The following is a 24,861-nucleotide window of genomic DNA, read 5'->3' as shown; positions in this document are numbered from 1 at the left end:
GAATTAAGAATTAAGAATTAAGAATTAAGAATTAAGAATTAAGAATTAAGAATTGAGAATTAAGAATTGAGAATTGAGAATTGAGAATGTAGAATTAAGAATTGAGAATTAAGAATTGAGACTTCTACCTTCTGCATTCTACATTCTTAATTCTACATTCTGCATTCTAAGTTTCCTTTTCTAAACCTTGATGTTTTTCAAAGCAGTAGATAACTGGCGTAAGCGATCGCTAACTTCTAAATTCACTTCATGAGCCTTTAAATGCTCTGGTATTTCAGCCATTAATAAAGGATTTTCTTCTAACCATTCATTCTGGGCTACTCCTCGCCACACGGCTTCATATCGAATAAAGCGATCGCGCAATTCATCAAGTTCTTGTAGGCAAAATTGCTCAAACCCTGCGGCTTCAAAAATAGCCAAACGCAAATAGGTTTCAAACGCTTTGATATCCGTTTCAACTTCCAAGATTACCTCCTCCGCTGAATTGGTAGGTTTTGGTGGCACATCCCCAGAGACGTCACGAATACCTAATAGCTCATGGCGAAGCTTGGGATCATAGAGCAACTTTGACCCACGATTTACATATCGTTTTAGCACGCTGAAAGCCTTCTCTTCCCCACTGTAGTAATTATCCACTAGTTCGATATCCGCTCCCAGTCTTTTCACAATACGCTGACGAGTTTCACTACCTAAAGGGCCAGGAATTAAGGACTCCGCAACCGGACGGGCAAAGCGAAGAAATAACGCCGTCAAACTTCGACTTAAGACTTCCACAAACTCCTCGGGATTACCAATAAGTCGCTGCTCTAATTCCTGGGTTTTCCAGAGTAACGTGGTCAGATAGTCAACTAACTTTAATGCTTCTTCCTTGATTTCCAGAGCAAGTTGATGAGCAATATCTACTAAGAGGGTGCTAATGGTACCAGAAAGTTCTTTCCGCCAGTTATAGTCAGTTACTTTAGCATCAAATACACCGGCATTAGTTTCCTTAAATATTCGCTGTTTTCTTTGTTCGTTATTGGTCTTGATTTCTTCAAGTTTTGTCTCAATATCCTCGAGGTATCGAGACCGAAATTTTTCTACGACATCTGACGTAAGCGATTCTTCCCCTGCTGCCGTAGACTTCCGAATATTATCATTATAATAGTCGCTGAGGTCGGCTTTAATCGTTTTCCACTTTTCTTCCCACCACTGAGAAAATTCAATACGACGTTGATTTTCTTGTAATCGCTTGGCTTCGGCTGGATTCTCAGGATAACGCTTACTAACAATATCAAAAATTTCTTTTGATGTTGTTAATATTTTGGTGATTAAAGCGTCACAACGTTTTTCTAAAACAGTAACCCTTTCATTATTAATATAATCAGTAATGCGAGCCTTAATTTCCTGAATACCAGTCCCTTCCTGTCTTAAGGCTTCCTCATTTTCGATACCTGTGAGAGATTTAAGCTTATTTAAAATTGATTCCGGACTGCCAACACATTTAAATGTTTGTTCATTAGCCAAACCATTTAATACTAAATAAGCTCCCGCTGAACCATGGACAATTCGCTGAGGAGGTAATTGTGATCGTTGATACCAATCTTTTGATGCTACATCCAGATGTTCTTTAAGAGCTGCTGGACTAGCAAACTGATCAATCCGACTCAAGAAAACGAAAAGTTTATCTGCAACTGTCACATTCTTGTCACCCTGCTCAGTAAACTCAACAATTTGAAGTTCTGCACCCCGAATACTAGAAAATTGCTGCACAACAATGACAGCATCACAATCTGAGAGCATTTCTCTAGATTCATCTATATGCTTGGCTAAACCTGAGTCTAATCCAGGCACATCATAGAAAACAATACCTTCAGCTTGGGCGAGTTTATTAGTATACAGTCTAGCTTCTAATACTGCATGGGCGTATTGCTCATCAGCAACATACTTGTTAAGGTCTTTGTTAATGTCTTCAAGGCGACTAAATGGGATAGTTTTCCGACCTTCGCTACGAACTTGTCTTAATGTGTTTTCATATTTTTGGATTGTCTCTAAATCTTGTTTAGCTCCATCTCTATGCTTAGAATTACTCTTAGACTCTGACTCCAGTTCATGCAACAGACTAGTAAATTGTTCCTCGGTTTTAGGCTCAACTTCTAGCCTTTGCTGAGAATCTTGTTCAACGGAATAAATTTGTGTCGTTGTAAAGGTACAACGTCCCGCTTTTGCTGGCAGTAAATCACAATCTAACCAGGCATTGACAAAGGTACTTTTTCCCGCCTTTTCCAAGCCCACAACAGCAATCCGAAATTCTCGCTTCTTCAAGCGTTCAAGCTGACGACGAGCGGGTTTTTCTTCTTCCAACAGAACCTCTTTGAGGTGAGCAGGAACTCCGGCTTGAGGAAGCCTGGCTAAATCAACGGCGTGTCGCAGCACAGTTAAGGCGTCACCCAAACGAGTTTCATAATAGGATGAAGCAGTTTTCCAATCCATTTTTATAATCTATTTTATAGCGTTTATTGCATGTATCAGGTACACTAAGCAACCTCAAAGTCCCCCTTTTTAAGGGGGATTTAGGGGGATCCCTTGGTACCTTATGGGAAACAGAATTGCTATAATTCCTTAAGCGCAGATAAAAGTTTCTAAACCATCTAGGTTGGTAAGACGAGCAATTTTATCGATTTCAGCATCGCCATCAGGTAGATTTTTCTTAAGACTGTATTTTGTCTCCTGAGCAATCATCCCTTCACCTTCAAAAATTATCAGCTGGATATAAGCATATTCTTCACTGGAATAATTGATATTTTCTGTACTGATATTGAGGTTAACTTTTTGGTCAATAGCTTGGACTGAACCATCACATAAAAAATAAGACGCAGAGGAGATAAGTTCTTTAACACGATTTGAAGAAATCGGATAACCTTGATTCAAGCCACTTAATTGATGAGAAGGAACAACTAAGCACAAAACAGAAGGCTTTCTTGGTAATTCATTAACCCTAGGTTGAGCTTGCTCTAAATATCGGTTTCTATTGTTTACTTGAGGTGGCCTTAGATTTCTGTTTTCATTTAATTTATTTTTTTGCTCTAAGTTTTTAATTAAAATATATAATGCCGTAAGTATGAAAGCTACAGTAATAATTACTGTAAAAATTTTTGCATTATCTTTAACCGGATCAATAATTTTCATCAATTCTACTGCTTTACTTTCCATATCCTCTTTTATTTTTGGTATTCCCTCTGGTAAAAATGGTAAAAATAAATGATTTAATAATAAATCCTTAATTGGACTTGACAAGTAAGATTTACAAAATTTGAAGTCATTGTTGAAAGTTGAATTCTTATCTATCCCAAAATAGTGACAAATTTCTTCACTATTCTCTGGGTCTAGATAAGTGATCGCTGCATAGAGATACCCCCGATCACGATTTTTAATAGCCGCATAAATTTCCTTGAACTGTTCTTGATAAGTTGCTAGGGGCTCTTGGTAGTCTTGATTCATTTCATTGTCGTACTCCTCATGCTGGAGCTGATCATAAAAATTAGTAACTTAAACAGGTTACTTTATTAGCTTACAAAATCAAGATAAACTACCTCAGGACTTTTCCAGCTTTCTTAATATTCTCCTCAATTTGTTTAGCTTCCAGTTGTAGGGGATTCCAGATCGATAAGTCTTGTTGATGAGACAGTGTAGCTTGATCGTGGGCTTTGTCGAGGCGCTCTTGATAACGGTCTACAATTTCTTTTTGAGAAGATTCAACTCCAGTTATAAAGCTATTGATTTGAGATATAAACCAATTGGCGACCTGACTATAAATTTCTACTTCTGCCTGATTTTTTTGCAGTAGCCATCCTTTCAGGATGTCTTCAGTTTTTGGTAAGTGAGCATTATCACTAGAGCGTTCTTTGGTTTCGATATAATATGCTTTTCTTTTCCAAAGCCAGAGAGACCACCAGTCTCTTTTATGTTTTGGAACTTCAACATAGTCTAACCATGTTCCTTCTACAATTGGAAATCCTGCTTTAAATTCAAAGCTTGGCTGAAGTTCAATGTCAATTTTCACCAGTTGTGACCTGGAAAAGCTAATCCCTATATTAGGGGCAATACTGCTCATTCCTTCTTCCAGAATAGATAAGTAAGCGTTCAACAAGGTTTCCAAAGCATCACGCACTCTCCTCATTTCTCGCTCTAATATTTTTTTTACTGCTTCATTGATCAAAAGCTTCAAGATATCAGCTAACTGATTTAACTTATCATTGAGGTTGCTGAGATTACGTTTTTCTTGATCAGTACGTGCTTGGAACTCCTTTCCGTTCTCAGCTACTTCAGGAGAATATCCTAATTCAATTAAATCTTTAATTGTTCCTTCTAAAAGATTTAACATTGTCGGATTAGCAGCTTGAAGGGTTTTACTGTCTAAGCAGAGTTTGCCGTTATCCAAAGACTCAATTACAGGTTCCAATATTTCCTCTACCCCTTCTGTCATGGCTTTTCGCCATCCATAAAGGGGCACTAAGCTGTCTGCACGCTCTTGATAAGAGCTTTCTCTTAGTTCGCGAATAATATCGGCAATAATCTGATCTGTCCTTGTTCTAGGATCGATTGATTCCTGCTCTGGCGAAGCGCTTTGATCACTTTCTTCCATTAAACCTTCTAGAGCATTTTCAATCTGTTCAAAAGGCCCTCTTAGTTCTTGAGCTTTTTGTGAAATAAACTGACTGATGTCTTGCCGAATTCGGGCAATATTATCACATTCTTTTTGGTAGTTTTCTTCTGAACTATTAATAAAAGCATAAGTTGTTTGTATAGCCCATTCTGCTACTGCATTAGCTGCTTTAGCTTTAAAGCGGTCTACAATTTGTGGAATAACTAATTGTGGAAAATTTTGATCGATATGGTCTTTCAGGTATTTCTGAAATTCCTCTGCGTAAGAGGCTTCCCAAACCTTCTCGGCAACATGGTGGCGTTGATGGTTTTCCCATTTTTCTACTTTTCTGGGTAAATCTTCTATAATATCTTCTGGGATTAAGAAGTTAAACATACTGTCAATTTTTCTAGATGCTTGAGTGCTTTTTTGCTGATTAGCACTCTTCATCTGAATCGACAATAAAGCTGGTAATGCACTCATTCTGATGACTTGTAAAGCACTAATATCTTCTTGATATTCTTCTAGCTCCTTGGTTAACTTCTGTTTGATATCGTGAACAGTTCTTTTAAAAAAAGAGCTTTCACTATCCTGCCAATTTTGGTCTTTACGAAACTCATCAATCCGATTCATCACAAAGAGCATGCGGGCTGGTGAGCCTCCTAGTTCTTTGACCTGATCAACCACTTCTTGAAGTAAGTTACTAACTTTTTGTCTATCGGTTTCTGCACTATTATAGGTAACTATACATAAGGCTTCTTTACATTTTCTAATCACAGAGCCATTCCCTTCATCACCCACATGAGCTAAACCGGGAAGATCCATGATTCGCACTTTGGTTTTTTCAGGCAAATCAAGCAGTTTAGGATCAGCTACAAGCCGGAAAGGATAATATATCGTTGTTTGTGGACAAGCAACACTGGTTTTTCCGTCTCGATTAGCTTGAAGATAGGACTTCATGACTTGGTCTAAACGGTCATAAATGTCTTCGTCTGTGAGATTTTGCCATTCTCCACATTCCCAAAGTGCCCCTGGGGTTTGATCAATTTTCAGAGATTTCGTTTCACTATATTCTACAATCACAACCCCTGCACTCATTTCTTGTACAGCAACTGGGACAATTTCTGCCCCACACAAGAAGTTGACCAGGGTACTTTTCCCACTGCTAGTTGTCCCGGTTGTCGCTAAGGTAAGAACCGGTTCACTGAGTTCTTTTACTAATTCACGTACCGCCACCTGGAATTGGCTGTTTAACTCTTCGAGTTCACTATAGTATTCTGCGGGTAGCTGTTCACGAATCTGCTCCTGAAAACTACCCCATTCCTTGTAAACATTCCCAATCGATTCTTCAACAGCTTCAAAAATCTTTTTGATGTTGCTTCTCATTATGCTCAAAGCCTTTAGTGTTGAGTTGGAACGATAGTAGAGCAACCTATTAGCATTTTTTAGTGCTTAGTTTAAGCCTTTACTTAGCTTTTTAAGCTTTCTAGAAAGCTAACATGAATACTACAAAACCGTCAATATAACTTACAAAATGAAATATTTCTTAATCTAGGCAAAGACATAGCGCTACGCCCAAGGGCAAAAGGCAACAGGCAACAGGCAACAGGCATAACAGCTTTTGAACTTGTATCAAGTTCAAAAGCTGAATGGGTAGTGCTTTAAATGAGATGTAAACCTAAAAGGTATTTTTTGACTGTCCAATAAAACTCCAGACCTCTTTTCCCTATTGCCTTTTGCCTATTGGCTATTGCCTTTTTTAGCAATACCTGTGTTTACAAATCAAATAAAAAAACGCTGATTATGTCTGTGATGGACTGGTAGTTTCAGGGTCTAAGGGAGTATCTGAGGTAGATTTCTTGGTAACCCAAGCGGTAATAATATGAGAAAGTAGTCCGATTGGTCCTGCAAATAAGCACAGCACTAGGGAGTGAATAGTCCAAATACCAGCCTGTTGCCCTTGCCAATAAATCCAACGCCCTACAAACAAGTCCAGAACTAGGAAGTGTATCCAGCCAGTAGCAGCAACGGTTTCGTCACTAAAGAAGTGGGCAATATCGGCTAACTGAGGATTCGATAAGGCTTGGGCTGATTCTGGTGTAATGCTATTAATGAATAAGTAAATATACAAACCTGCTAGAGCTACGAAGGGAAGATAGGATTCCATTACTCGCTTGGTCATGCCCCAATTTGGAAATAAAATCATTAGGAGCCAAAAGGGCAAAACGAAGATATTGGCAATATTAAACAGTTGAGCGATAACCATATTTCTGAGTTTAAGATTTCAACTATTTAATATAGCAATTATCTAGAATTTATCAATTCGCTGAGGTGCAAAGTTATTGGTTTTAGGGAACAGGGAGCAGGGAGTAGGGAGTAGGGAGTAGGGAGCAGGGAGTAGGGAAAAAATATTGTGACTTCATAGCTATGATAACTGCTATCAGTGTTAGCCAGAGCATTGGAGATGATGGGTTCGCATTAATCTGTTGTGTTAATCTGTTAGGCTAATCTGTTCAGGTTCATTTTCCACAGTTGGATGTTGGTTAGACCAATAACATTGTTATTGCTCGTCCCAAACGCGATCACTGGCGACATCTTACTATTAGGTCGCCCCTGGGGATAATTTTGAACAAATTCCACAAGACCTGTGGAATTTAAGCTATAACTATTCAACGGTAAAGGTTCAATAAATTATTATAAATCCGATGATTAACAACCAAGACGGCTCTTTAGCCACTACACTAAAGCAACGGCGTCAAAAACTGGCTCAGCTGGTGGATTTTCCGGTAATGCTCTGGTCTGGACATCCTAGTCCTCGGAATTTCCGAGCCAATTCGTTCCCTTTTCGGGCTAGCAGTCACTTCTTGTATTTTGCTGGTTTACCCCTAACTAATGCGGTAATTGGCCTCAATGATGGCAAACTGGATTTATTTATGGATAAGCCAGCCCCTGGTAGTGCGTTGTGGCACGGAGAAACGCCTTCACCTGAGGAAATTGCTGAGATGATTGGGGCTAATCGGGTTTTTTCCCTTTCAGAATTGCGTTTGCATTCTCAGGGAGCAGCAACCATTGCTGTTCAAAATCCCACTACTTACTCCCAACAACAGGAACTATTAGGTCGTCCTGTGGGAGCCGCTGATGCTCCAGAAGGGATTGACTTGGATTTAGCGAAAGCCATTATATCCCTAAGGTTATACCATGACGAGGGGGCATTATCGGAATTGCGCCAAGCGGCTGAGGTTTCGATTGCTGCTCATAAAGCGGGAATGGCAGCTACTCCCAAGGCTAAACTGGAAGCGGACGTGCGGGGAGCGATGGAATCGGTAATTATTGCCCATAATATGACCCGTGCTTACACAAGTATTGTTACGGTTCATGGGGAAGTGCTCCACAATGGTGAGTATCACCATTCCCTGCAACCGGGAGAGTTACTGCTGGCGGATGTAGGAGCAGAAACCCCTATGGGTTGGGCGGCGGATATTACCCGTACTTGGCCGGTGACTGGTAAATTTTCCCCTACTCAGCGGGATATATATAATGTCGTCAAAGAAGCCCATGATTTCTGTATCAAGAATCTTTACCCTGGGGTGGAATATCGAGAGATTCATATGACAGCAGCAGGGGTGATGGCTGAGGGATTGATAGATTTGGGGATTCTGCGAGGAGACATCTCGGATTTAGTAGAAATGGATGCCCATGCTTTATTCTTTCCCCATGGTGTTGGTCATTTGCTGGGATTAGATGTCCATGATATGGAAGATTTAGGGGATTTGGCAGGCTATGCACCAGGACGGGAAAGAAGCGATCGCTTTGGCTTGGGCTTCCTGCGACTAGACCGACTGTTGGAAGCAGGAATGTTGGTGACAATTGAACCAGGATTTTATCAAGTTCCAGGAATTTTAAATGACCCAGAGCGACGGTCAACCTACAAAGATGTGGTTAATTGGGATAGATTGGCAGAATTTGATGATGTGCGGGGAATTCGGATTGAAGATGATGTGTTGATTACCGAGACAGGAGCAGAGGTGTTGACCGCTGGCTTACCGACTAATCTAGAGGCAGTTGAGGATTTGGTTAGGGGAGCATAAGTTTTCGGGTGTGGGTGAACAGGTGAATGGTGCTGATAGCTATCAGCTTAAGCGCTACGCGCACGCTACTTGAGGTGCTATCAGCTATTAGCTGAATGCTTACATGGTGGTATTACGTTGACAGACATGATTTTGAAAAGATCTGATCTAATCAGGTCTTTTTTAGATCTTATCTAAATCATCAGTGCTCGAATATCATAACTTGAATCAATAAACAAGATCCAGGTGCGATCAATTTTTTTGCTGGTATTCACTACACTGTCTGAGATAGTGTTAACTTTGAAGAATTTGCCTTGGCTTACGATAACATTTGTAAATACTTAGCAGAACAATACCCATCGGAGTTTTTTCAGTGGGTATTGGGTGAGGCACCTGATGATATTCAGGTACTTAAAACGGAATTAAGTGCTGAACCAATTCAAGCTGATGCTCTGAGTTTACTCCAAAGTACTAACCAAATTCTGCACCTAGAATTTCAAACCCTACCCCAATCCGAGCCACCATTACCATTTCGGATGTTGGACTACTGGGTCAGATTACAACGAAAGTACCGATGTCCCATTGAGCAGGTGGTAATTTTTCTCAAGTCTACGAGATCACAGATGGTATTTAATAACGAATTTAGGGATACTAACACCTGGCATCGTTATAGAATAATTCGTCTGTGGGAGCAAGACCCTCAACCACTGTTGGCCAATCGGGCTCTATTACCCTTGGCCACTTTAGCTAGGAGTAATCGGCCTAATCTATTGTTAGAGCAAGTCGTTGCTGAAGTCGATAGAATTGAAGAACAAGGTCAACGAGGAACCCTAGCGGCCTGTGTGGATGTACTGGCTGGTTTACGGTTTGAGAAAGAGTTAGTCCGTCGATTGTTATCCGAGGAAATTATGGAAGAATCAGTCACCTATCAAGATATTATCCAAAAGGGACGCCAGCGCGGCAAGCAGGAGGAAGCGGTATTAATTGTTATCCGTTTACTAACCCTGAGGTTAGGTTTACTTGACCCTGTGCTCCAACAGCGAATTGAGGGATTATCCATTACTCGATTGGAGGAATTGAGTGAAGCCTTGTTGAATTTTGAGACAGCAACGGATTTAGCGGTTTGGTTGGATCAGCAGTAGTAGTGGGCCTGACCACAAACTATGCTTGACTATACAGAGTTTTTCATAACTATTAAGTGCGCTTTCCGCATCTAATTATTAAATTCGCGCTTTGGTGCGCTTTCCGTGATGGCGAACGCGCCCCGCGTGACCTACGGTCAAGGGATTGCTCGCCATCACGGGTCGCACCTATCGGCAAAGCCGACGCTACGTGAACGGGTCGTACCTCAGGTACACAGGATTTTTTTCTGTTCCCTGTTCCCTGTTCCCTACTCCCCACTCCCTAACATCCACAACTTGTGCCCTTCACCCAATTAAGAACTGCTATACAATAACTAAAGACCAATGACCAATGACCAATAACTAATGAACACATTGCGTCGGTGCTTAATCTTAGGTCTAGCCACCCTACTCACAATCTTTGGAGTGATTAGCTGCCAATCTCACTCCCAAAGTCAATCAGCAACATCCGGTAACCTCACCCTGGAAACAGCAGGATTAACCCTAGAAACATTAGGATCTGGGATTTACGGACTAATCGCTAGTACAGACTTTCCCGCCCAAGACCCTAACGCAGCAATTTGTAATGCTGGGATTGTGATTGGTAGCGATGGAGTCCTGGTAATTGATCCATTTCAGAATGAAGCACTAGCTAACTTAGTCTTCTCAACTGTTGAAGACTTAACCGATAAACCGATCAAGTACGTTCTCAACAGCCACTATCACTTTGACCACACTGGTGGTAATTCCGCTGCCAAAGCTAAAGGTATCCCCATCATTGGGCGGGGACCAATTCGAGAATTCATGGAAGATCGTAACAAACAATACGACCCCAATCCTACTCCACCAAACGTAATAGTTAATAGTGAGAGTAAGATTTGGTTAGGCGATCGCGCCGTAGAAATTGAACAAGTAGAAGGTCATTCTGGGGGAACAGATATTGTGGCCTATGTTCCCGATGCCAAAATTATGTTTACCGGTGATATCTTGTTCAATCAGCGCTTTCCCTACACTGGGGATGGTAATATTCGTAAATGGCAGAGTACTTTATCTGAGCTGAGGGCAAACTATCCCGATGCGCGTCTCTTACCTGGCCATGGTCCGATTACCGATAGCAGTGGCTTAGACACCTTAAAAACTTACTTAGATCAACTGGAACAATTGGCGTTAACTTGGAAAGAAAAGTCTCTGACTCAAGAACAAGTTCTTGCCAACTATTCCCAAATCCCTGCTGCTTATAAGACTTATAAATTCCAAGGATTATACAAAGATAATATCGAAACAGCTTATAAGCAAATTACCGTTGAGCGTTGAACTTTTCAGTTGCGTAGGGTGCGTTAGGGGTGGGCTAACCTTGATTTTCTGCCTCTTCGCCAGCTTTGAAATAGCCCACCCCCGTAACCCACCACCCAAACAGCAAAATAGCTATGAGAAACGCTAGATCATGACTAATCAAGAAGAAGACCCATTAAAAAGCAAACTAGAGAAAAACTTACAAGAGTCCCAATGGCTACAGAAATTTAAACAACTGAGTCAAGGACTAAGCCAAATTAAGACAGACATTCCTCTAACTCAACTCTGTAAGCTAGAGTGGGTTACTGCTACTGACAGCTTAATCATTCACTGTCCAAATCCAGAAGTAAGGGATGGATTGTGTAAGCTTTCATCCCAGATTGCCCAAATCACTATTGGCGCAAAATGCTTTATTATTAGACATCCCGACTATGAAGACGTTACTATTAAGCCAGTGTAATTATTTGCTATCATTCTATTAACTATCAGCGAACAGCGATTAGCGCTATGGGCACGCTACTTGAGGTGCTATCAGCTATCAGCTAATGCCCTACGCACACAGCTTCAGTCTATCTTTCATATCCTTCGCAGCTACCGCGTAGCCTCCGTCTGCACCATCCACAAAATGTACTTGGCGTCCATGGTGCTCACATACCAGACAGGTCATCAGTGCTCGGTCTGAAATATGCAGACCATACACTAACTTACCTTGTTGATAATTCTTTTCTAAATAGTTTGTTAATTGTTTTCGTTGTGCTTCATTGCCAGCAATCACCATGCGTAACATATCATCAAACTTTCTGTAATCCGTTGCTGCGATAGCATTTCGTTTATAGGCTCCCCAGTCTCCATCTGGAAATTTCACCTTCAACGTCATCAACAACCAGTCCAAGATATTTTTAAACCAAATTTTAAAAAAATAGAGCATCTTATGGCTCAGCTTATTCGACTGGGCGCACAGCCAAGTTTGAGCACGCAATTTTTGAGCATTAAACCCTAGCTTAAAATAGTTTTCATCAACTGGATTTAAAACCTCTTCAGTTCCATAAATATTGTCAATTTTTTTAATAATTTCTCGATAAGTTAAATTAGCTAAATCTCCTTGATTAGACGTTGCTTTGACAATCAAGCTGATCGTTTCACCATATTTACTAGGAATATCTTGCCAGGGACACTCCAAATTAGAAAAATCAGCTTTAGCATTATTACTAAGGTTTTGGTAAAGGTAGAGGTGACTCGTATTTGGATGTTTAATCAATTCAGTAGCATAACTCAAACCATCTCCAGTAAATATAGCCTGATAAGAGTTGTCAGATACCTTGAGCTTGGCTACTTTAACATCATAATCATTAACTCTTATTTCAGACATAGGTACTGCACCCACCCGCAATTCCATCCCAAATTCTTCCCTGGCTAGCTGACTAGTGGCTAACAACGCTTCCCGAGTAGGACCAAACAGAGAAGGAGGAATCAAAAGAGTTGCTCCATCTCCCCCAAACACAAAAGGAATGTCTAAATTACCTGCTATATTTAAAACAGCGGCAATAGAGGAGGCTCCTAATAGGTTAACCTCTTTGTATAATCCTGATTCAATAGCTTGAGTCGAACCCATAATATCGGTAATTACCACATACCAATTCCTGGGAACCGATTTAAACTTCCGAGAGTCAGTAATATCAATGAAGTTTTCTAAAAGAGGTAAATTAGCATAAAAAAAGTCTGTAGTCATGGTTGAATATAAGGGAATAACAAACTTTTTACTAGGGTGAGAACACCCGGAAAGTGACTTATATAAAACCACAATAACTGCTACACCATAGCAACCGTCAACTGTTAAAGGTTAAGAATAATATATCGAATAAACTAATAAAGTTAACTATTGATTTTTTTTAACGATTTGTGTCTGAAAACAAACAAAACACTCGTTCCCTAGCTGGCATTGCCGGGATTGTCGCAGTAGCCACCATTATTAGTAAAGTATTTGGCTTAGTTCGCCAACAAGCCATGGCAGCAGCCTTTGGAGTTGGTCCAGTTATCAACGCCTACAGCTATGCTTACGTTATCCCTGGGTTTTTATTAATCCTCCTCGGTGGCATTAACGGACCGTTTCATAGCGCCTTAGTTAGTGTTCTCGCTAAACGAGATAAATCAGAAGCCCCACGGCTGGTGGAAACAGTAACTACCTTAGTCGCGTGCATCCTGTTACTGGTAACCATTGCTCTAGTGCTATTTGCTCCAGTCTTAATTGATGTTCTAGCACCAGGGTTTCAGGATACCCCAGAAGGGTTAGAAGTAAGAGCGATCGCAATCCGGCAATTACAGATTATGGCACCCATGGCAGTGCTAGCCGGATTAATTGGTATTGGCTTTGGTACTCTCAATGCTAGCGATCAATACTGGCTACCCGCCGTCAGTCCTTTATTTTCCAGCATCACCGTCATTGTTGGCTTAGGAATATTAGCCCTACAGTTGGGCAAAGAAATTAGTAATCCCGATTTTGCCATGATCGGTGGGATTGTCTTAGCTGGGGGTACCCTTGCTGGAGCAACTCTTCAATGGGTAGTGCAGCAAATCGCTCAGTGGCGCAGTGGCCTAGGTAAAATACGCTTACGATTTAACTGGGGTATCCCTGGAGTCAAAGACGTGATGCAGGTCATGGCTCCGGCCACCTTTTCCTCTGGGATGCTGCATATAAATGTCTACACCGACTTATTCTTTGCCTCTTTTCTGCCCCAAGCCGATGCTGCTGCTGCTAGCTTAAACTATGCCAATCTTTTAGTAAATACGCCTCTAGGCATTATCTCCAATGTTATTCTAGTCCCCCTACTGCCGATATTTTCCCGACTAGCCGCTCCCGAAAATTGGCCAGAACTCAAGCAACGGATTCGCCAGGGAATTCTGCTTACTGCCTTGACAATGTTACCGTTAAGTGCATTGATGGTAACCTTAGCCATGCCCATCGTGCAGGTAGTGTATCAGCGTCAAGCCTTTGATGCTAATGCTTCTCGGTTAGTCGCATCAGTGCTCATGGCTTATGGGATGGGCATGTTTGTCTACTTGGGACGGGATGTGCTAGTGCGGGTATTTTATGGTTTAGGAGATGGACAGACACCCTTTCGTCTGAGTGTGATTAATATTATTCTCAATGCTGTACTAGATTATTTTCTAATTGATGCCTTTGGCACACCCGGTATTGTATTTGCCACCATTGGTGTGAATGCCTTTTCCATGGTAGTGCTGTTATGGCTATTAAACCGCAGGCTAAATGGCTTACCTTGGCAAGAGTGGATGTTGCCAATTCTAGGTTTAGCTGTCAGTAGTGTAATAGCTGGTGCCGTAAGTTGGGGAGTAAGTTGGGGGTGTGAGCAACTATTAGAAACCAGTATTATTTGGGTAAAGTTGCTGCAATTGAGTTTAGCTGGATTAGTAGGCTTAGGTATATTTGGTTTGTTAGCAACTCAGTTGAAGTTACCAGAAGTCGATATGTTTGTAGCTCGTGTGCGCCAGAAGCTGGGTCGTTAACAGTATATAATCCTGTTTAGGTCTTCAGCTGAGAAAGGCAGACTCAAAATACTATTCTGAAAATATGTCAGCTATCAGCTTATGGGTTAGTTCACAGCCTCGAAGTCTGTGCCACTCTACTTAATCGGTGCTTTTGAATAAGTGATGCAGAGGTGCGACCCTGGTTGACTGACAAAACATTTCAGATTGACTGCTAAACAAGGGTTTCAGCACTTTCCGAACGAACCCTGCGAAGCTCTTTAGTGGCAAGGCTTGAAGGCAAATGATCAAGCTGAAAATCTTAAGCCCAACACGATCAATGCATAAGTGCATTTCCTGTAAGCTCTAGAATCCTTGTCTATAAAGAGTTTCAGGCTTTTGCTCGTAAACTTTTTTCAGTCAACCAGGGTGCGACCCGTGGCAAATTAAATTCGCCAACGAAAAAAGCACCGATTAAGTAACTTATGGGCTGAAATTATTACCCAGTAAAGATTTCAGCTTGCATGTAACCCCCCCAGATCACTAGAATCGGATTCTAGAGGATAATCGCCCTGAAAACCTAGTTGCACTCTGTATCGGGTCTCACTTAGCCTATAATCAGAGCGGTTTGTCTAATGTCTCTCCTAGAGAGTTGTCATTGTTGTAGGTGGCTACGCAGTTGAGTTACTCCATCAACCGATAACGGGGGACGTGATCAGGGTGAGATTACAGGGTTGCTGGATGGATTGGTTTAGCGATCGCTTTTACTAGGGGTTATTCTTGTGGAACAATGAATGTTGGTTATTTTTGACAACCTACATGCATGCTCTTTGGAAAGCATTTCAACCTGTGGTTACTGAATTAACAAAAATATACAGACAATAATAACAGTTCTTGAATATAATGGTTTCACCAGAAAAAGAATGCCCAGCTTTTAGCTACCCAATCAGTTGCAGTGAGTGTCCTATGGTAAATCAGGAGTGGCACATAGATAGGCTTTTGCAAGATTTCGCAAAAGCCAAAGCTCAACAAGATTTTGAAGATGGAAAAATTGGCTTAAAACTTGAAATGAGAGAACTGTCTCCTCACCAAATATGTTGGTTGTTTTTACTGCTTTTTGGTTTCAGTGTTGAAGAAATTGAAGCTAAACTCAGGAGGCGACATCTCAAAGCTGATTTATCGAAAACATTGTTTAAATATGCTCAAAAAATAACAAAAAAAAAATTAATAACTGGGCACAGTTTAGACTTTATCTTGAACGTTATGGCTATAGAAGGAGTTCTGAAGAATTATTAGAAATCCATCTTTCCCTTAAAATACCTAGGAGTTATCAAATTAATCAACAGATGGTTAATCAAATTAATCAAGAAATAGTTAATCAAATTAATCAAATGATTGGCAATGGCACGATGAAACTAGTGGGAAGTTATGAAGAAGGAAAAACAGATGATGAGCAATAATTACATGAGTGAGAATGAAGAGCAAAATACTGTACTAGTCCTGCAAGGCAATTATCAACAATTTGAGCAGCTTCAATCTCTGTTCCAATCAGGTGAACTAGAAAAATGTCTCGGTATTCCTGTATTAGAATTACAGGTAGCTTCTCAACACAAAAATCCTGATTCCATTTCATCACATAAAAACCCAACATCCACAACTTTATTCTCATTAAATGCTGGAAGGGAGAAGAAAGGACTCAATTTGAGGCAATGGTTTCAAAATAACTTTTCTCCAGAGTGGCAATTATTCCCAGTTGTTGCACCAGCCGCCTATAGATCTGTTAGTGATGAAATACCTAGCGAAGCTGTTATTCGAGCGAAACAGATCAACTTAGGTGATGCTGTGACCCTAGTACTTGTAATTAGTCTATCTCCACCAAATGAGGATGGTGAAGTTGAGATTATCATCAAAATTTGCCCATGTGGGTTAACAAAGTATTTGCCACCAGGCTTAACAATTACGGTGCTGGATGAATTAGATGATGTTTTTGAGGAGCTACAAGCAAACGAAGAAGATCCTTGGCTCGGACTGCGATTCAATGCTAGCGAAGGTCAATTTAGCATCAAATTCACCCTAGAGGAGGTCAGAGTAGAAGAAAAATTTGAGATTTAAGTGTGTGCCAACACTGCTTGGCAATCGCTAACAGATAATTAGGGCTTGCTGATTAACCCTCAAAGCATTGACAGATAAAGGTTTTAGCCTTTTTTGGTCGAAAAAAGTGCCAGCAAATCGGTCGAAAAAGCTCAAAAAATTAGCATTTTGGGCAGACAAGAGCAGAAAAATAAAGGGACAATTATTCCTTCTACCTCCTATATAATTCCCATTTATCCTAACTCCTGACTCCTAACTCCTGACTCCTACTCATACCAAAAGACTGTTTCAGCAAACCCTAAATAAAACATCTGAAGATATTTTTTCGGGTTGAATAGATAGAACGATGGGACATAAGTCTTGCCAGTGCTTACGAATCACTTACCAATTGAGTTTTATCAAGATATGGTCAAGCAATTAATGAGTATCGCACCCAACAATTTACCATATTTTCAACGTTGTTATTTTTATAAAGTCCAATAACATGAAGGGGGAGGGGGCGCAATGCATCCCCTCCCCCTTCTGCAATAATTTGGAGTTTATGAAAAATCTAAGCTTGGGATCACCAATAGCAAAGTAGTACAGAAATATTTCTGATCAATTAAAAGACAGACCTGTACTAACTAAACAACATGGTAAGTTAAACCAACCTAAAGAATAAGTGAACACCAATTTTTGCTACAGGAGTTTCACCAATTGCCCAGTAAGGTCTTCTGATGTAGTTAGCATAGTAATGGTCTGCTCCGTTACTGATATCAGCAAGTTCTCCAGCAACTACTTTCTTGGCAATCTCAAGACACTCTTTGAAAGTTGGATCTGAAGTTGTAACTGATTTTATTTTTACTAGGTTAGAGTCATTTTTATTCCAACAGCTAAACTGGAATTTTTGCAAGCATACTTGGCTAATCTTTGATGACCAATTGTATTTAGGAGATTTGGATGCACGGTTGCGAATTACCCAACCGATTGCAACCTTACCCTCATAGCTTTCACCCCTGGCTTCTCCCCAGATTGTCCTAGCCATGATCTCAATATCTTCTGGTGTAGCAGAGATAGCTTGAGCCTTGGGCTGGCTTGGTTGATTGGTATCCTCTAACCACCTAGACCACAGCAGGATGAAGTCAAAAGAGTGGCTTCTGTTTTCTCGATACTGGCGACTATCCTTGACAAGGCTCATTAGTTTGAGGAATTGCTCAGGATAGTAAATCACTACACATCCAGCCGACCACCGACCAATGGAACCAGGGGAGACAGACCCATTCCATCCTTTACTCTTAGTAGTGTGAAGATTAATCCCTTTCCCAATTTCATAGGTTATTTTATCGTCCCTAAGAAAATTGCGATTTTTATCACGCACCAGACGGGCTGTATTGCTCTTCTGTGCCAAAGCTTCATAGCCTTTGTGTGTCCCTACTTGCCACAGTTGTTTGTGATAGCCAGTGTCCAGACGAGCAGCTCCCTTAGGATTCAATAAATTAATCAATGTGTAATAATGCCCTGGCTCTGTCGTGGCTTTGCAGAGGATGTCAAAATGAGGTTCGCCAGTTTGGTTGAAGGAGAGTATCCCTACCAGGTCATTCCACTGATCCCGCCTATCCAAGTTGAAAGTGCCATCGAGGTTCATTCCCTCGATACCGATAATATTGATGTCTCCCTCTCGTTTGTGAAGTTGGTATTCCCTTACTTCACAGCAAGCAACAACTTGTGCTGCTAGTGTATCTTGGCTAAGAACTTTTACTGCTGTTTGTGTCATAGCTTTCTAGACCTTATTGACACGCAATTTTTTTAATCGTGTTTTGTCTGTGATTTAATGCTAGCTATCGTTAACATGATTTGTAGTACAACGTAGGTTGGGTTTGTAGCACAACGTAGGTTGGTGTAGATGTAGTTTATGTGTAGATGTAGTTTATGCAGTGTTCTTAATTCTTTCCGTTTTAGCTATGACTGACCCGGGTAAAATCTTTCCAAGTCTTCGGTACTTCAGTAGAATTTTGGTAAATCACTGGTAACCAACTGCCATAGGGAAATTCATTTTCCATACCTTGCAGTTTCTCCCGTGCTTCCCTCACAGCAAGATATAAAGATTTACCACGGGAAAAAGCTTGGAGAAAGTTTTTCAAAAACTCCTGCGCCACTACATCTGGCACTGGCTCTCGCATAAAGATAACCTGGGGAATGGGCAAATCTGCCAGCTGGCGTGCAAAACCAAAGCCATCACAGGAGTTGAAAATTGCTAAATGCAAACCGTATTCAATAGCTTTTCTCAGAGCATTCCTCAGCTCTTCCAGGGTTAGTTGCTCTATTTTATTGAGATTAATCAGACCTTTACTGCCATTGGTTATGGTTTGACTATGCCCAGAAAAACAGAGTATATCCCAACCTTTTTCATTCCAAAGGTGCTGATTTAATTCTGAACGTTTTGGCTCTACCAAAAACTCTGTTTCGGCATTGGGTAGTTTTTCTAACACCCTTCTATCTTCTTGTACATCAATGCCTTCACTATTTCCTAGAATTGCTAATATTCTGACATGATTTCTGGAAACTATTGATTTGGTAATGTTTACTCCAGATTGCAAACTCCAGGCTACTTCTGCTTGGCGGTAACTATCAAAAAAATTCCACAAGTGCCACGGTAAGCGTTGCAGTTCAATATTTTCTGTTTGAATGATCATCCTTACAGAGTCGGATTCGTTAAGTTTTTCCCGGAGTGTATCAGCTATATTACGAAATCCTTCGGAGTTGAGCCAAATATTGAGGTGCCTTTGCAAGTCTTGGCTGACTTGATGCAGTTGTCTTGGTGAGATATCAGTCAAATTATCTTTTGGACGCTTTAGTTGTCGGCTGACCATACTCTGATACCTATAAATTTTTTGCCACCGTTGATAGAGCTGAATAATTTTTGTGTCCCAAGGCAAAGTTCCTTGGCAGGAGGCAAGTAACTTAACATCTTCTAACCAAATTTGAGCTATAACAGATTGAAAACCGTTCTCCGAGTCACCCCAACCCAAAATAATTAAAACTAACTTATTATGCTGTTGGTTTACGGGATAAATCATTTCTGATCGATCAGGACTGATAGCAGTACCAATCATCTTTTCTAGCCGATTAATTTGATTATCTTTTTTAGATAGTAGTAATAACAAATGCTCTGTTGGTAAAGATTTGAGCTGATTATAATTATCAAAATAATCTCTACTCAGTTCAGAGTGACTTGTTAATTCTGAGGTTTCTAATCTGAGTAACAACTTATCTTTATTTTTTCCTCGTAGCTCCATTGCCACAATTTGCAGGTCTGCTTCTGGATTATTTTCTACTAGCTGTCTATAAGCAATGGCAATAGCACGGGGGTTAACTCCTTGGTTGTGGTAGAGGTCTAGGGTTTTGAGGATAGGAGTGATAAAGTCAGAAAATTCACCATCTTTAAATTTTTCTTCCCAATTGTCGGGTTTGCGACGGGGGTTAGGGTCATCTATAGTTGGCAGTCGCATGAAGACATATTCACATCTGACCCTATGCAACTTAGTGTGACTAGTTATACCCCAGTCTTCAATAGTTGCTGCTGTAAGATTAGCACCTGTTAAATCTGTTTCGTCTAGCTGCGTTTGTACCAACTTAGCTCTGAATAAATTAGCATCTCGCAAGTTAGCTTCACTGAGATCTGTGGCCATAAAGCTGGCATCTACGAGGTTAGCTCCGGCTAAGTTAACTCCTCTTAGGTTGAGGCGGTTAAAGTTTTTTTGTTGTGCTTCTCGTGTAACCACCAATTGCCGAACATCAGGGTGATCAAGGTAAGTTCCTGTAACTCTGGCTAGATCCAGTTTTTTGGCATTATTAAAGCAAGTGCAAGTTAGATTAGCTTCCAAATTTGTACTTTTGAGTACTGCTCCACTAAAATTGGCATTGGTTAGATTAGCGTGTCGAAAACTAGTACCACCTGTAGCAGCAAATGTAATAGCAATTCGACCCAGGTAGATATATTTATGATTTCCAGCTAAGGCTTGCCAACCTATGTAGGTAGCCTGCAAAGCTATAGCTATAACCATAGCAACAGCAACATTTATAACCATAATGTTCGGCGAAGTTGCAGTCGGAGTAACAGTAAAAATTACAACTACTGCCACAATTCCAGCTAAAGCACCTACTCCAGCTATAGTTAGAGCGCTAGCTACAACACCCGCTAAAACCACCAAGCTAATTATTGGTGCTACTCCAGCCACAGCACCATACCAAACTTCATTTACTGTGCCAGATTGAGCTACAGCTATAGATACTGCACACACGGCACTGACACCAACAACGCCAAGAGATTTTTCTAAACCTTGGTAAATAGTGACAATTGGGAAAAGAACCCATAGTATTACAATTACTACAATGGGAAGTATGCCGTATTGCTCTATGGCTTTGGGAGTCAGCAAAGATGCAGCAGAAAAACTAGCAATTGCTAAGGTAACTCCAGAAAAAGCTGCTACAAGTATTAATACTATCGCTAATGGGATTTTTAAATAATTTGGAAGTCCTGTTTTTACACCACTGAAGTTTGTCCCTATCAAGTTAGCCAGTGTAAAATTTGTCCCTCGAATATCTGCGTCACTAAAATCTGCTCCTGAAAGATCCTGACTTTTGAAAGATTGACCTTTGAGATTTACACGGCGAAAGTCCCTTTCTCCTGCTGCATATCTCATCAAAACTACTCTGGCTTTCATATCTTACTCTTAACGGGGTCCGCTACCAAATCCGCTTGGTCATTACCCCTTTATAAAAATCGCTAAAATTTTTTATGCCAGCAATCTAGGGCTATGGGGATAAGGGGGTTATGGTAACAGGATTTGGTCTAACATCAGTTTTGGATAAGAAGGAGCGAAGCGGGTAGGCTGAAAGTGCCAACCGTCAACCCCCCGCTTGCCCCATGCTTAGTATAGAAAACCTGCTGATGCTATGTCTGATTAATCTTTTCGGTGGGCTGATTGCCTATTGCCAAAGCTCCCAAAAAGCCTTACCTCCGCCTAGAATAAGTATTACCTGCTTCCCCTTAACCAAAACTGACGTTAAATTAGGTTTTGATTAGTAAATTGAGTCTGTAAAACATCAGCAATCAATAAAACGACTGAGACCCTGTAGCAAGGATATATCTTCCTCTCAAGATTAAGTTGATTGTTGAGTATTGAGTTTAAAGCTTAAACCTTGGCCAAAAGGCCACGGGTGCGCGTTCAACCCGATAACCTATGCGCTACGCGAACAACCTTATAACCTTCAACCTTAATCCTTCAACCCACTTTCTCGTATCCACTTTAAATGCTGGGATAATAACTGATCTAAATCATAACCCTGTTGAATGGTTTCCCTGGCCTTAGCGCGAATACCAGCCATCTGTTCTGGATGGTCGAGAGCTTCCTCAACCCGATCGGCGATTTCCTCTGGAGAGAAAAAGTTTACTAACAAACCATTAATCCCATCTTCAATCACCTCTGTCACTGGGGGAGTATCAGACGCTACTACCAAACAACCTGTAGAAAGGGATTCCAGCATCGACCAAGACAGAACAAAAGGACGGGTAAGATAAATATGAACAGAGGAAGCTTGAAGGACTTGTAAGTATTCTGAGTAAGGAAGTAAACCAGTAAAGTGGACTCTGTCTAGGTCAAGGGGTACTTTTTCTAACATCAAGTCTTTGTAAGTTTTGCCATCCGGTAGGGTTTTACCATAAGCCACCCGATTTTCCCCGACAATCACAGCATGACACTTAGGACGTCGCTGCTGAAGGATACCGATTGCTTCGATCAATTGGGGAAAACCTCGATAAGGTTCCATGCCCCGTGCCACATAAGTGACTAGTTCTTCCACCTCAGACAAATCTAAGTTTATCTGTTTTAGTACTAACTTTGCCCCTGGATTGGGTTTAAAGAACTCGGTGTCTACCCCATCATGACGCACAGTAATTCTGTTGTGGAAGTCGGCTGGAAATTGCTGGCGCTGCCAGTAAGTGGGAGACAATCCGCGATCGCAACTGGCTAGGTCTAACAAAATCGGTGCATTTTTCATCCGAATCCGGGCTTCATCGTCAGCGTTGAGGGGCTCGGATGGATCAAAATCAGCATCTGTGCCATGGGCATGATAAAACCACTCGAAGTAGCACAGTAATCTGGCTTGGGGGAAAGCGTCTTTAATAAATAACGTTGGTCCCCAACCCGAATGACCATAGATCACATCAGGAACAAATCCCTTAGCCTTTAGCTGATTGGCTAAGCGATAGACAGCTTGACCCTGAAGTACGGCATTTTCTAAGGGTCTAACATAGTGGTGAGTTTCTGGACGTACTTCCCTAGAGGTATTGTAAAGAGCTTTGAGCACTCCAGGCAGTTGCCCTTCCTTGCGCCTGGTACCAAAGACAACCTGGTTGCGGTTATCTTTAGCTAAAGCAGTTGCTATGTGGCGAAACTGGGCAGGGAAATTGGGATGTAGGAATAGAATACGCATTGAGAATAGCAAATGGCAAATGGTACTTGGCAAATGGTGAATCGATTTTTTCTGATTTTTTCTTAATTAACCATTAACCATGAACAATTTGCCATTAATTTACTAGCTGTTTTGTGGTTCTGGAATCGTAATATCTAAGACGGTAACGTCATTGGAAAGGCTAGTCAGGGCTGGTTTGATTTGGGAAGCATTGCCCACAACTACGGTAACAATCTGATCAGGTTTGAGATACTTTTCAGCAACCCGCTGTATATCCTCAATCGTAGTACCTGTCACTGCCTTTTGATAACGGAAGATGAAATCTTCTGGGTAGTCGTAGTATTCATACCGCATCAGCCGAGATAGGGTTTGCTCTGGCTTCTGGAAATTAAACACAAAGGAGTTGAGAACACTTTCTTTTGCCTTAGCCAATTCTTCTGAGGTAATCGGACTAGTGCGCAATTTCTGGATTTCATCTAGAACGGATTTAATAAAGGGTACCGTGGTTTCGGAGCGAGTTTGTCCGCCAGCAATAAACAGACCCGGATAGTCATAGCGAACACTCCAAACCCCGTAGACCGAGTAAGCTAGACCTTGACGCGATCGCACTTCGTTAAATAGTCTGCCCCCAAATCCATTCATCACCTCATTTAATACAGAAAGGGCGGCGTAGTCAGGGCTATTGAGTTTACCTCCGATATGTCCCATTTGAATATTACTTTGGGTCAGTTGAGGTTGATCCACAAAAAATATACCCCCTACCTGAGCCTGGGATGCGTCTGGCACCTTTGGCTGTGCTGGCGCAGAGGCAGATTTCCAACTCCCAAATTTCTCCTCAATTAGCGATCGCATTTTTTCGGAGTCAAAATCCCCTACAATACCCAGTATCATATTTTCTGGATATACATACTTCTGTGAGAAACTGATTAAATCATCGCGAGAGATATTGTCTAGATGCTCATACTCTATCGTGCGGGCATAGGGGCTAGTATCACCGTAGATCAGTTTCTTAAATTCACGAGAAGCAATATCACCAGGATCATCATTGCGGCGCGCAATTTGTCCTGCTAATTGCTGTTTAGCTAAGGCCAGCTTAGATGGAGCAAAGGCGGGCTTTTGAATAACTTCAGCAAACAAATCAAAGACCAAGTCCAAATCTTCGCTCAAAGCACTAAAGCTGGCAGTGCCAACACTAGTGTCAATACTAGTTTCCACCGAAGCTGCCTTTTCTTCTAAGAGCACATTTAACTCATTGCCTGAGTGTTCAGTGGTACCACCAGTACGCATCACTTCCCCAGCTATAGTGGCTAAGCCAATTTTGTCAGCAGGCTCAAGGCGATCGCCCGTGGGAATCATTGCTGTACCACTCACCAAAGGCAGTTGATGGTCTTCCATTAGATATACCACCATCCCATTATCTAACTCATAGCGAGTGTAGTCCGGTAGCTGAATTGGTGGTAACGGGTCAAAGTCTAATTCATCGTAATGGCGTGGGGTATCAGCTATTGCTGGTAGACGAGACACAAGCACTACCACTAGCATTGTCACCACCAGTAGCCCGATCCATTTCAGGTATTTGGGATTTTGGCTTTTCGATTTTAGATTGGTCATTGGTCATTAGTCATGGGTAATGCGATCAATAGTTGCTGGTTAGCAGGTTTAAGGTTAGGAGGTTGAAGGTTTAAGGTTAGGAGGTTGAAGGTTTAAGGTTAGGAGGTTGAAGGTTTAAGGT

The 24,861-nt window shown here is 41.2% G+C and carries 16 protein-coding genes; 7 read left to right on the top strand and 9 right to left on the bottom strand.

Annotated features, from left to right (window positions below; all coding sequences use genetic code 11):
* Positions 1-180: 180 nt before the first annotated feature.
* The 4 genes from AC4II3_RS09975 to AC4II3_RS09960 form a co-directional block, all read right to left on the bottom strand.
* Positions 181-2,472, bottom strand: a complete 2,292-nt coding sequence (locus AC4II3_RS09975; protein WP_488015543.1) for a dynamin family protein — start codon at positions 2,470-2,472, stop codon at positions 181-183.
* A gap of 129 nt (positions 2,473-2,601) precedes the next feature.
* Positions 2,602-3,480: a hypothetical protein gene (locus AC4II3_RS09970; RefSeq protein ID WP_488015545.1), complete on the bottom strand. Its 879-nt coding sequence runs from the start codon at positions 3,478-3,480 to the stop codon at positions 2,602-2,604.
* Between the two features lie 88 nt (positions 3,481-3,568).
* Positions 3,569-6,010: a dynamin family protein gene (locus AC4II3_RS09965; RefSeq protein ID WP_488015547.1), complete on the bottom strand. Its 2,442-nt coding sequence runs from the start codon at positions 6,008-6,010 to the stop codon at positions 3,569-3,571.
* Between the two features lie 415 nt (positions 6,011-6,425).
* The gene (locus tag AC4II3_RS09960) at positions 6,426-6,890 is read right to left on the bottom strand and encodes an ABA4-like family protein (RefSeq protein ID WP_488015549.1); all 465 of its coding nucleotides are present in this window, start codon (positions 6,888-6,890) and stop codon (positions 6,426-6,428) included.
* 439 nt (positions 6,891-7,329) lie between these two features.
* On the opposite strand from AC4II3_RS09960, the gene AC4II3_RS09955 reads away from it, so the two are divergent.
* From AC4II3_RS09955 to AC4II3_RS09940, 4 genes are all read left to right on the top strand, one after another.
* Positions 7,330-8,712, top strand: coding sequence for an aminopeptidase P family protein (locus tag AC4II3_RS09955; RefSeq protein ID WP_488011005.1), 1,383 nt, complete (start codon positions 7,330-7,332; stop codon positions 8,710-8,712).
* Between the two features lie 293 nt (positions 8,713-9,005).
* Positions 9,006-9,833 carry an Rpn family recombination-promoting nuclease/putative transposase gene (locus tag AC4II3_RS09950; protein WP_488011003.1) on the top strand — a complete coding sequence of 276 codons (828 nt, stop codon included), beginning with the start codon at positions 9,006-9,008 and terminating at the stop codon, positions 9,831-9,833.
* A 345-nt stretch (positions 9,834-10,178) separates the two neighbouring features.
* Positions 10,179-11,126, top strand: a complete 948-nt coding sequence (locus tag AC4II3_RS09945; RefSeq protein WP_488010999.1) for an MBL fold metallo-hydrolase — start codon at positions 10,179-10,181, stop codon at positions 11,124-11,126.
* A 130-nt stretch (positions 11,127-11,256) separates the two neighbouring features.
* Positions 11,257-11,565, top strand: a complete 309-nt coding sequence (locus tag AC4II3_RS09940; protein ID WP_488010997.1) for a hypothetical protein — start codon at positions 11,257-11,259, stop codon at positions 11,563-11,565.
* Positions 11,566-11,655: 90 nt separating this feature from the next.
* Here the strand turns inward: AC4II3_RS09940 and AC4II3_RS09935 are convergent, their stop codons facing one another.
* Positions 11,656-12,834 carry a DUF3095 domain-containing protein gene (locus AC4II3_RS09935; RefSeq protein ID WP_488010995.1) on the bottom strand — a complete coding sequence of 393 codons (1,179 nt, stop codon included), beginning with the start codon at positions 12,832-12,834 and terminating at the stop codon, positions 11,656-11,658.
* 170 nt (positions 12,835-13,004) lie between these two features.
* Here AC4II3_RS09935 and murJ point away from each other — a divergent pair, with 170 nt between their 5' ends.
* The 3 genes from murJ to AC4II3_RS09920 all read left to right on the top strand — a co-directional run bounded on the left by murJ (position 13,005) and on the right by AC4II3_RS09920 (position 16,697).
* Positions 13,005-14,627: a murein biosynthesis integral membrane protein MurJ gene (murJ, locus tag AC4II3_RS09930; protein ID WP_488010993.1), complete on the top strand. Its 1,623-nt coding sequence runs from the start codon at positions 13,005-13,007 to the stop codon at positions 14,625-14,627.
* An 861-nt stretch (positions 14,628-15,488) separates the two neighbouring features.
* Positions 15,489-15,881 carry a hypothetical protein gene (locus AC4II3_RS09925; protein WP_488010992.1) on the top strand — a complete coding sequence of 131 codons (393 nt, stop codon included), beginning with the start codon at positions 15,489-15,491 and terminating at the stop codon, positions 15,879-15,881.
* 150 nt (positions 15,882-16,031) lie between these two features.
* Complete coding sequence (locus AC4II3_RS09920) at positions 16,032-16,697, top strand: DUF1822 family protein (protein ID WP_488010990.1); 666 nt, start codon at positions 16,032-16,034, stop codon at positions 16,695-16,697.
* Between the two features lie 619 nt (positions 16,698-17,316).
* On the opposite strand, the gene AC4II3_RS09915 is transcribed toward AC4II3_RS09920, so the two are convergent.
* The 4 genes from AC4II3_RS09915 to AC4II3_RS09900 all read right to left on the bottom strand — a co-directional run bounded on the left by AC4II3_RS09915 (position 17,317) and on the right by AC4II3_RS09900 (position 24,740).
* Positions 17,317-18,429: a cell wall hydrolase gene (locus AC4II3_RS09915; RefSeq protein WP_488010988.1), complete on the bottom strand. Its 1,113-nt coding sequence runs from the start codon at positions 18,427-18,429 to the stop codon at positions 17,317-17,319.
* Between the two features lie 181 nt (positions 18,430-18,610).
* Entirely contained in the window at positions 18,611-21,379 is a 2,769-nt protein-coding gene (locus tag AC4II3_RS09910; protein ID WP_488010986.1) for a pentapeptide repeat-containing protein, read from the bottom strand.
* A 553-nt stretch (positions 21,380-21,932) separates the two neighbouring features.
* Positions 21,933-23,150, bottom strand: coding sequence for a glycosyltransferase family 4 protein (locus tag AC4II3_RS09905; RefSeq protein ID WP_488010984.1), 1,218 nt, complete (start codon positions 23,148-23,150; stop codon positions 21,933-21,935).
* Between the two features lie 102 nt (positions 23,151-23,252).
* The gene (locus AC4II3_RS09900) at positions 23,253-24,740 is read right to left on the bottom strand and encodes a M16 family metallopeptidase (protein ID WP_488010982.1); all 1,488 of its coding nucleotides are present in this window, start codon (positions 24,738-24,740) and stop codon (positions 23,253-23,255) included.
* Positions 24,741-24,861: the final 121 nt, after the last annotated feature.

The organism is Moorena sp. (assembly GCF_982860115.1).
This window is presented reverse-complemented; position numbering and strand designations above follow the sequence as displayed.